General features: G+C 76.1%; 2 protein-coding genes. Both read left to right on the top strand.

What is annotated here, in order from left to right; translation table 11 throughout:
• The first annotated feature begins 121 nt into the window (after positions 1-121).
• The gene (locus tag ABGB06_RS39150) at positions 122-4,141 is read left to right on the top strand and encodes a type I polyketide synthase (RefSeq protein ID WP_347600438.1); all 4,020 of its coding nucleotides are present in this window, start codon (positions 122-124) and stop codon (positions 4,139-4,141) included.
• A gap of 62 nt (positions 4,142-4,203) precedes the next feature.
• A partial coding sequence (locus ABGB06_RS39145; RefSeq protein ID WP_347600435.1) for a beta-ketoacyl synthase N-terminal-like domain-containing protein occupies positions 4,204-8,851 on the top strand: 4,648 nt, incomplete at its 3' end.

Genomic DNA, 8,851 nt, shown 5'->3' with positions numbered 1-8,851 from the left:
CTTCGGCATCAGCGGCACCAACGCCCACCTCATCCTCGAACAACCCCCCACCCCCACCCACCCACCAACCCACCCACCGACCCACCCACGGGAATCCGGGACCCCGATCCTGCTCTCCGCCGTGACGGACCAGGCGCTGCGGGCCCAGGCCGCCACGTTGCTCTCGCACATCACGGAGCACCCCGACGCCCGGCTGGCGGACGTCGGCCGGACGCTCGCGGAAGGCCGCGCCCGGTTCGACCGGCGCGCCGCCCTGGTGGTGTCCGACCGGGCGGAACTGGAGCGCGGGCTGCGGGTCCTGGCGGAGGGCGCCGACTCCCCGAGCGTGGTCGCCGGGCACGCCCGCCCCGTCGGCCGTCCGGTGTTCGTCTTCCCCGGGCAGGGCACGCAGTGGGCGGGCATGGCGGCCGGCCTCCTGGAGACCTCACCCGTCTTCGCCCGGCGGATGGCGGAGTGCGCGGCGGCCCTGGAGGGTCTGGCGGACTTCTCCCTCCTGGACGTGATCCGTGGCGCCGAGGGGGCGCCAGGCCTGGACCGGGTGGACGTCGTCCAGCCCGTGCTCTGGGCCGTGATGGTGTCGCTGGCCGAGGTGTGGCGGTCGTTCGGCGTGCAACCGGCGGCCGTCGTCGGCCACTCGCAGGGCGAGATCGCGGCGGCCTGCGTCGCCGGGGTGCTCTCCCTGCCGGACGCCGCCCGCGTGGTGACGTTGCGCAGCCGGGCGCTGAACGCGCTGTCGGGACGTGGCGGCATGGTGTCGGTGGTCCGGCCCGCCGCCTGGGTGCGGGAGACGATCGGCGCCTGGCCGGGCCGCATCGGCATCGCCGCGGTCAACGGGCCGACCCAGGTGGTCGTCTCCGGCGATCCCCAGGCCCTTGAGGAGTTCCTCGCCGAATGCGCGCGGCAGGACGCGCACGCCCGGCGCGTCGACGTGGACTACGCCTCCCACTCGACCCAGGTCGAGGAGATCGAGGCCGAGTTGGCCGAACTCCTCGCAGGCGTCCGGCCGAGCGCGGGCGACCTCCCCGTCTGCTCCTCCCTGACCGGGGACTTCCTGCCCGACGGGCATGCGATGGACGCGGCGTACTGGTACCGCAACCTGCGGGAGACGGTGCGCTTCGAGCAGGCCACCGACGCGCTGTTGGCCGCCGGCCACCACGTCTTCATCGAGGTCAGCCCGCACCCCGTGCTCACTCTGGGAGTCCAGGCGACCATCGAGCGCTCCGGCGCGGAGGCCGTCGCGCTGGGCACCCTGCGCCGCCAGGAGAACGAGGCCAGGCGGCTGCTGACCTCCCTCGCCGAGGCCCACTGCCATGGTGTCGACGTCGACTGGTCGGCCCTCTTCGCGGACACCGACGCGCGGCGGATCGCCCTGCCCACCTATCCCTTCCAGCGCGAGCGTTACTGGCAGAGCGCGCCGGCCGAGGCCCCGGTGGCGGGCGGCGGCGGTCACCCGCTGCTCGGCACCGCCGTCGAACTGGCCGGTGGCCGGGGGTGGGTGTTCACCGGGCGGCTCGACCCGGTCGCCCGGCCCTGGCTGGCCGAACATGCCGTCCTCGGTGAGCCGGTGCTGCCGGGCGCGGCGTTCGCGGAGATGGCCCTCCACGCGGCACGTCAGACAGGCGGCGCGGGCGAGGTCGCCGACATGGCCATCCAGGCGCCGCTGCCGCTCACCGGGAGCAGCACGATCCAGCTCCTGGTGGACCCGCCCGCCGACGACGGTACCCGCGCCTTCGCGCTCCACGCGCGGCCCGACGGGGCACCGGGGCCGGCGGGGGGGTCGTGGACCCGCCACGCCGTCGGCGTCCTGGGCGCGACCGCCGGCCGACCGGCGGCTGACGACAACGACCCCGACGCCGACCCCGACGCCGACGACGCGTTCGCCGTGTGGCCGCCGCGCGAGGCCAGCGCCATCCCCGTCGACGACCTCTATCCCCGGCTGGCCGAGCGCGGCTACGAGTACGGCCCCGCCTTCCAGGGGTTGCGCGCCGTGTGGCGACACGGCCGCGACGTGTACGCCGAGGTCACGCCGCCGGAGGGGCCGGAGGAACTCGTCGGCCCCGGCGAGGGCTTCGGCATCCACCCGGCCGCGTTCGACGCCGCCCTGCACGCCGCGCTCCTCGATGCCCCAGACGAGGACGGCGGCCGGCTGAGGGTCCCGTTCCTGTGGAGCGGGCTCAGCCTGCGGGACGCGGCCGGTGCGGGCACGCTCCGCGTCCGGCTGCGCGCGGGCGAGGGCGACACGTTCTCGGTGCTCATCGCTGACGACACCGGCACGCCCCTCCTCCGCGTCGGCGAGCTCACACCGCGCGAGCTCCCGGCCGGCGGGGCCGGCCCCGCCGACGGCGCCGGGCTGTTCGCGCTGGGCTGGACGCGGCGGGAGGAAACGGCCGAACCCTCGGCCGGGCCCTGGGCCGTCGTGGGTCAGGACGTGGCCGACGTGACGGAGGCGATGCGCGCCTTCGGGGTGGGCGTGCACGCCTATCCGGAGCTGGACGCGCTGCGCCGCGCCGTGGCCGAGGGCGCGCCCCTGCCCGCCGTCACCATCGTCACCGGGCTCGACACCCCGGAGGGGCCGGACGAGGGGATGTCCGGGACCGGCCACGCGGCCCTGACCGTCGTGCAGCGCTGGCTCGCGGAGGAGCGCTTCGACGGCTCCCGGCTCGTCCTCCTGACCACGGGCGCCGTCGCGGTCACCGCCGCCGAACGTCCGCGTCTGGCGGGGGCGGCGGTGTGGGGCCTGGTCCGCTCCGCCCAGACGGAACGCCCCGGGCGCTTCAGTCTGGTCGACACCGACGGGCACCCGGAGTCCGTCCGGTGCCTGCCCCCGATCCTGGCCTCGGACGAACCGCAGCTCGCCGTACGGGCCGGGCGGACGTGGGTCCCCGCGCTGCGCCGGCACCCGGCCGGCGGCGCCGCGACGGCCAACGCACCGCGCGCGCCGTTCGACGGGGACAGCCACGTCCTGATCACCGGCGGCCTCGGCACCCTGGGCCGCCTGGTGGCTCGTCATCTGGTGGTCCGGTACGGCGTGCGGCGCCTGCTGCTGACCGGGCGGCGCGGCATGGCCACGCCGGGCGCCGAGCAGTTCGTGGCCGAACTGGTCGCCGCCGACGCCGTGGTGACGGTCGCGGCGTGCGACACCGGCGACCGCGAGGCGCTGGCCGCCCTGCTGGCCGGCGTCCCCGAGGACCGGCCGCTGACCGGGGTCGTACACGCGGCCGGGGTGCTGGACGACGGCGTCGTCGAACGGCTCTCCCCGGAGCGGATGGACCGCGTGCTGCGGCCGAAGGTCGAGGCCGCCCGCCATCTCCACGAGCTGACCCGGACGTCGGACCTGACGGCCTTCGTGCTGTTCTCGTCGCTCGCGGGCGTGCTGGGCTCCGCGGGCCAGGCCAACTACGCCGCCGCCAACGCCTGCCTCGACGGCCTGGCGCACGTCCGCCACGCGGAGGGACTCCCCGCGCTCTCGGTGGCCTGGGGCCTGTGGGCCGACGCGAGCGAGATGACCGGCGGTCTGGGCGAGGCGGAACTGCTGCGGCTGGCCCGCATCGGCATCGCGGCGCTGTCCGCCGAGGAGGGCCTGGCGCTCCTCGACGCGGCCCTCGCCGCCGGGGCTCCCGCCCTGGCCGCCGCCCGGCTGGACCTGCGGTCGATCGACCGGGAGTCGGCCCCGCCGCTGCTGCGGGCGCTCGTCCCCGCCGCGCACCGGCCGCCGGCCGACCGGGGCCCCGCCGCCGACCTGCGGTCACGACTGGCACAGGCTCCCCGGCACGAGCACCGGCATCTCGTCCTCGAGGCCGTGCGGTCGGAGGTGGCGGCCGTCCTGGGCCACGCCACGCATGACCGGGTGACGGCCGACCGCCGGTTCCAGGAACTGGGCTTCGACTCGCTGGCCGCGGTCGAGCTCCGCAACCGGCTGAGCACGGTGGCCGGGGTCAGGCTGCCCCCCACCCTGATCTTCGACCACCCCACTCCCGCGGTGCTCGCGGAGCGGCTGCGCGCCGACCTCGTCCCCGACGCGCCCGAACCCGCTCCGAGCGATGCTCCCGGCGACGGCGACCAACCGGACGGCGAGAGCGCCCTGGACGCGATGACCACGGACGAACTGGTCCGCCTGGCCCTCGGCGACCGCGAGTCCTGACCCAGCCCGACCCGTCCCGGCCGGGCCCTGTGCGGCCGGGACCACGACGGAGAGAGCGAACGATGCCGTCCACGCCATCCGAACCATCGCAGCAGGTCGTCGAGGCACTGCGGGCCGCGCTGAAGGAGAACGAGCGGCTGCGGGCCGTCAACGACCGCCTCACCGAGCGCGACGGCGAGCCGATCGCCATCATCGGGATGGCCTGCCGCTATCCCGGGGGAGTCGCCTCCCCGCAGGACCTGTGGCGGCTGGTCACCGACGAGGTGGACGCGATCGGCCCGTTCCCCGCCGACCGCGGCTGGGACCTCGCCTCACTCTACGATCCCGATCCCGACGCCCCGCACACCTCGTACGCCAAGGAAGGCGGCTTCCTCCACGACGCCGCCCGGTTCGACGCGGAGTTCTTCGGCATCTCGCCGCGCGAGGCACCGGCCATCGACCCGCAGCAGCGGCTGCTGCTGGAGACCGCCTGGGAGGCGTTCGAGGACGCGGGCCTGGCCCCGGACTCGGTACGCGGCAGTCGCACGGGCGTCTTCGTCGGCGCCATGTACGGCGACTACCTGGCCCGGTTGGTTCCCGCCCCTGACGGCCTCGAGGGATTCCTCACCACCGGCGGCTCGGGGAGCGTCGTCTCCGGGCGCATCGCCTACACCTTCGGGCTCGAGGGCCCCGCCGTGACCGTGGACACGGCGTGCTCCTCCTCGCTGGTGGCGCTGCACCTGGCGTGCGAGGCGCTGCGCCGGGACGAGTGCACGCTGGCGCTGGCGGGCGGCGCCACGGTCATGGCGACGCCGCTGGCCTTCACGGAGTTCAGCAAGCAGCGCGGCCTGGCACCCGACGGCCGCTGCAAGGCGTACGCGGCGTCCGCGGACGGCACCGGTCTGTCGGAGGGGGCCGGACTCCTGCTGGTCGAACGGCTGGGCGACGCCCGCCGTCACGGCCACCCCGTGCTCGCCGTTGTCCGCGGCTCGGCCGTCAACCAGGACGGCGCCAGCAACGGGCTGACCGCACCCAACGGCGCCTCCCAGGTGGCGCTCATCGAGCGGGCGCTGGCCGCCGCCGGCGTGTCCGGCGCCGAGGTGGACGCCGTGGAGGGGCACGGCACGGGGACGGCGCTGGGCGACCCGATCGAGGCCCAGGCGCTCCTGGCCACCTACGGCCGCGCCCGCCCGGCGGGCCACCCGCTCCACCTGGGCTCCCTGAAGTCGAACATCGGACACGCCCAGGCCGCCGCGGGGGTCGCCGGCGTCATCAAGATGACGATGGCGCTGCGCCACGGGCTGCTCCCCCGCTCCCTCCACGCCGACGAGGCCACCCCGCACGTGGACTGGTCCGGCGGCGCGGTGTCGCTGCTGACCGAGGCGGTTCCCTGGCCCGAGCGTGGCCACCCCCGGCGGGCCGCGGTGTCCTCGTTCGGCATCAGCGGCACCAACGCCCACGCCGTGCTGGAGTTGCCGGAGCGGGACGCGACGACACCCGGGGCGGCGCCGGACACCGGGCCGCACGCCGGGCCGCGGGTCGTGCTGCCGGCCGTGCCGTGCCTGCTGTCCGCGAGCAGCGAGGCGGCGCTGCGCGCACAGGCCGAGCGCCTGCGCGGACACGTGGCGCTCGACCCCGCCGTGGCGTCGGCCGGCCTCACCGACATCGCGTTCTCCCTGGCCACGACCCGCGGCCAGCTGCCGCACCGCGCGGTGCTGCTCGCGGCTGACCGCGAGGGCCTGCTGGACGGGTTGCGCGCGCTGGCCGACGGCGACGACTCCCGCCGTCCTGACCTGGTGCTGGACACGGCGGAGGAGACCAGGACGGCGTTCCTCTTCGCCGGGCAGGGGTCTCAGGTGCCCGGCATGGGCCGCGAGCTGTACGAGGCGTTCCCCGCGTACGCGGCGGCCTTCGACGCGGCGTGCGACGCCGCGGACTCCCACCTGGACCGTCCGCTGCGCGAGGTGGTCTTCGCCTCCGGCGACTCCCCCGCCGCCGGGCTGCTCGACCGGACCGAGTACACCCAGCCGGCGCTTTTCGCCTTCGAGGTCGCGCTCTTCCGACTCCTCGGGTTCTGGGGGGTCCGGCCCGACGCCGTCCTCGGGCACTCCGTCGGGGCCCTGGCGGCCGCGCACGCCGCGGAGGTCCTCTCCCTCGAGGACGCCGCGGAACTGGCCGCGGCGCGCGGCCGGATCATGCAGCGGCTGCCGTCCGGGGGAGCGATGGTGGCACTGCGCGCCACCGAGGAGGAGGCCGCCGCCCTGCTCGACGCCGCCGGCGGGGGCGACGGGCCTGACGGGCTTCGGGACCGGATCGCCGTGGCGGCTGTCAACGGGCCCACGGCCACCGTGCTCTCCGGCGAGCGGGACGCACTGGCCGCCGCTGTGGCCGCCTTCGAGGCGGCCGGTGGGAAGGCCACCTGGCTGCGGGTCAGCCACGCCTTCCACTCGCCGCTGATGGAGCCCGCGTTGCGGGAGTTCCGGGCCGTCGCCGCGCGTCTGGCCTTCGGAGAACCGCGTCTGACGGTGGTGTCGGACCTGACGGGACGGCCCGCGGACCCCGACGAGATCGCGAACCCGGAGTACTGGGTCCGGCACGCCCGCCAGACGGTCCGGTTCGCCGACGGGGTGCGCCGTCTCACGGAGCTGGGCTGCACCCGCTTCCTCGAACTGGGGCCGGCCGGCGACCTGACGGCGCTGGCGGACGGCTGCCTCGCCGGGCCGGGGCAGGAGCGGCGGCCGGCGTCCCCCCGGCACGAGTTGATCCCCGCGCTGCGGCGCGACCAGCCGGAGGTCAGGGCGCTGCTGGCCGCGGTCTCCCGGACGCACGCCCACGGCGGTGCGGTGGACTGGGCCGCCGTCTTCGCGGACCAGGACGCCCGACGGGTGAAGCTGCCCACGTACGCCTTCCAGCGCCGCGCCTACTGGCCGGAGCCGGCGCCGGCGCGGGGCGACGTGCGCGCGGCCGGGCTCACACCCCTCGGCCACCCGGTGCTGACCGCCGTGGCCGAACTGCCGGAGACGGACGGGCTGCTGCTGACCGGACGCCTCTCCCTGGCCGCGCACCCCTGGGTGGCCGACCACCGGGTGGCCGGGCAGGTGTTGCTGCCCGGCACCGGGCTGGTGGACCTGGCGGTCAGCGCGAGCCACGAGGCGGGCGCGGGGCTCGTGGAGGAACTGCTCCTGCAGGCCCCGCTGGCCGTGCCCGAGGACGGTGAGACCCAGCTGCGGGTGCACCTGTCCGCCGCCGGAGCCGACGGCCGCCGAGCCCTGACCATCCACTCCCGCCACTCCGGCCTCGCGGACGGGAGCGGAACGGGGGGGTGGACGCGTAACGCCCAGGGCACCGTCAACGCCACGTCCCCCCTCCGGCCGGCCGGTTCGGAGCCCGACCCCGCGGCCTGGCCGCCGCCGAACGCCGAACCCGTGCCGGTGACGCCCACCGAGCTCTACGCGCGGCTGGCCGCACGGGGAATCGACTACGGTCCCGCCTTCCGCGGGGTCACGGCCATGTGGCGGCGCGGCGAGGAGGTTCTCGCCGAGGTGACGCTCGGCGACGGCCGGGAGTTCGCCGCGCTCTCCGACGCGGCCCTGCACGCCGTCGCCGTCACCCTGCATGAGGAGGACGGCGCGACGTACCTCCCCTTCGGCTGGACGGACGTCCGCGTCCACGCCGACCACGCGGCGCGGGCCACCACCCTCCGGGTGCGGATCGTCCCGGCCGGCCGCAACGCCGTCGCGCTCCATGCCACCGACCCGGCCGGCCGGCCGGTCCTGAGCGTGGGATCGCTGCTGTTCCGCCCGCTGGCCCCCGAGGTCACCGAGCCGCTCCACCGGCTCGTCTGGAAGCCGCTGCCCGCCGCGCAGGACCCGGCGGGCGACCCGGTGCCGGACGTGCTCGTGCTGCCCGTTGCCGGGGGTGACGCGCAGGCCGCGCACGCCGTGGTCGGTGGTGTGCTGGAGAGGGTCAACGCCTGGCTCGCCGAGGAGCGTCACGCCGACAGCCGTCTGCTGGTGCTCACCCACGGCGCGGTGGCCGCGACCGACACGGAGGCACCCGACCTCGCGGGAGCCGCCGTATGGGGACTGATACGCACGGCGGCAGCCGAACACCCGCAACGGCTGCTCCTGGTGGACACCGACGGCACCCCCGCCTCCGAACAAGCCCTACCCCGCGCCACCACCACCAGAGAGCCACAACTCGCCCTCCGCGCAGGTGAGTTGCTGGTCCCCCGCCTGGTCCGTGCCGAACCACCCCCACTGGCCCCGCCCGAGGACGGGACCGGCGCCTGGCGGCTGGACGTGACGGAACCGGGCTCCCTGGACCGGCTCGCGCTGGTACCCGCACCCGACGCGACCAGACCACTGGAACCGGGAGAGGTACGGCTGTCCGTCCGCGCCGCCGGACTGAACTTCCGCGACGTGATCGCGTCCCTGGGCATGTACCCGGAAGAGGTGAGCATCGGCTCGGAGGCCGCCGGCGTCGTCGTCGAGACCGCGCCCGACGTCACCGACCTGGCACCCGGAGACCGGGTCTTCGGCATCGTGAACGGCTCCGTCGGTCCCCTGTCGGTGGCGGTCAGGAAACAACTCGCCCGCGTGCCCGAGGGTTGGACGTTCGCGCAGGCCGCGACCATGCCCGTGGTCTACCTCACCGCCTACTACGGCCTGATCGACCTCGCCGCCCTCCGCCCCGGCCAGTCCATCCTCATCCACGCCGCGGCCGGCGGCG

Source organism: Streptomyces sp. B6B3 (assembly GCF_039871525.1).
GTDB lineage: Bacteria > Actinomycetota > Actinomycetes > Streptomycetales > Streptomycetaceae > Streptomyces.
Note: the sequence above shows the minus strand (reverse complement) of the source record. Positions and strands in the feature narration are given on the sequence as shown.